This window comes from Nocardia farcinica, from assembly GCF_029867845.1.
Taxonomy (GTDB): Bacteria; Actinomycetota; Actinomycetes; order Mycobacteriales; family Mycobacteriaceae; genus Nocardia; species Nocardia farcinica_A.
On the sequence record NZ_JARWRU010000563.1, the window covers coordinates 1 to 1,312 of the forward strand.

Here is a 1,312-nt window from a genome sequence, read left to right on the forward strand (position 1 = left end):
GGGGGCGGCCCCCCCCCCCCCTCGGGGGCGCCGGGGGGGCGCCCCCCCCCGGGCCCCCCGGCCGGGGGTGGGCCCACGGCCGGGACTACCGGTTCGTCACCAGGGCCGAGTTCGACGCCATGATCGAGGCCGGTGAACTGCTCGAGTGGGCGGAGATCCACGGCGGGCTGCAACGGGCGGGCACCCCGGCCGCGCCGGTGCGCCAGGCGCTGGCCGAAGGCAAGAACGTGCTGCTCGAGGTCGATCTCGAGGGCGCGCGCTCGGTGCGCAAGGCGCTGCCGGAGGCGCGGCTGGTCTTTCTGGCCCCGCCGAGCTGGGAGGAACTGGTCTCCCGCCTCACCTCGCGCGGCACCGAGACGCCCGAGGTCATCGAGCGCAGGCTCGCCACCGCGAAAGTCGAGCTGGCCGCCTGTGACGAGTTCGACAACGTCATCGTGAACGACGACGTGAACCACGCGTGTGAGCAGTTGGTATCGTTGTTCATCAGCACGAATTCGAGATAGTGCCCGGCGAAGGCGACCCGACCGGCATCGAGCGAGCGGCTCGCGCCGTGTCCGGTCGCCTGCCCGATCGTCTCGCACGACACACCAGCCCCATACGACCGCAGGAGCCTCCCCAGTGAGCGACACCAAGACCGTGCCCGCGTACGACACCCCGATCGGTCTGACCAATCCCCCGATCGACGAGCTGCTCGAGCGCACGTCGTCGAAGTACGCGCTGGTCATCTACGCGGCCAAGCGGGCGCGTCAGATCAACGATTACTACAACCAGCTCGGCGACGGCATCCTCGAGTACGTCGGCCCGCTGGTCGAGCCGGGCCTGCAGGAGAAGCCGCTGTCGGTCGCCATGCGCGAGATCCACGCCGACCTGCTCGAGCACACCGAAGGCGAGTGACTCCCGCCTTCGGGAGCCGCCCGGATCGGCCGGCACATCCGCTGGAACGCCGGCACCTCAGCTAGAACACGGAGGCGTAGTGACCACACGCATCGTCGTCGGCGTCGGTGGCGGGATCGCCGCCTACAAGGCCTGCGCGTTGATCCGGCGGTTCACCGAGACCGGGCATCAGGTCCGGGTGATTCCCACCGAGTCGGCCCTGCAGTTCATCGGCAGGGCCACCTTCGAGGCGCTGTCCGGTAATCCGGTGCACACCGACGTGTTCACCGACGTGCCGGAGGTGCCGCACGTGCGCCTCGGCCAGGAGGCCGATCTGGTCGTCATCGCCCCGGCGACCGCGGACCTGATGGCGCGCGCCGCGCACGGCCGCGCCGACGACCTGCTCACCGCCACGCTGCTCACCGCCCGATGTCCGGTG

The 1,312-nt window shown here is 70.7% G+C and carries 3 protein-coding genes; all 3 read left to right on the forward strand.

Annotation, left to right across the window (positions count from 1 at the left end; all coding sequences use genetic code 11):
• A partial coding sequence (locus tag QH283_RS12290; RefSeq protein ID WP_280503134.1) for a guanylate kinase occupies positions 1-503 on the forward strand: 503 nt, incomplete at its 5' end.
• Between the two features lie 115 nt (positions 504-618).
• Positions 619-894: a DNA-directed RNA polymerase subunit omega gene (gene rpoZ / locus QH283_RS12295; protein ID WP_067854693.1), complete on the forward strand. Its 276-nt coding sequence runs from the start codon at positions 619-621 to the stop codon at positions 892-894.
• Positions 895-973: 79 nt separating this feature from the next.
• A partial coding sequence (locus QH283_RS12300; RefSeq protein WP_280503135.1) for a flavoprotein occupies positions 974-1,312 on the forward strand: 339 nt, incomplete at its 3' end.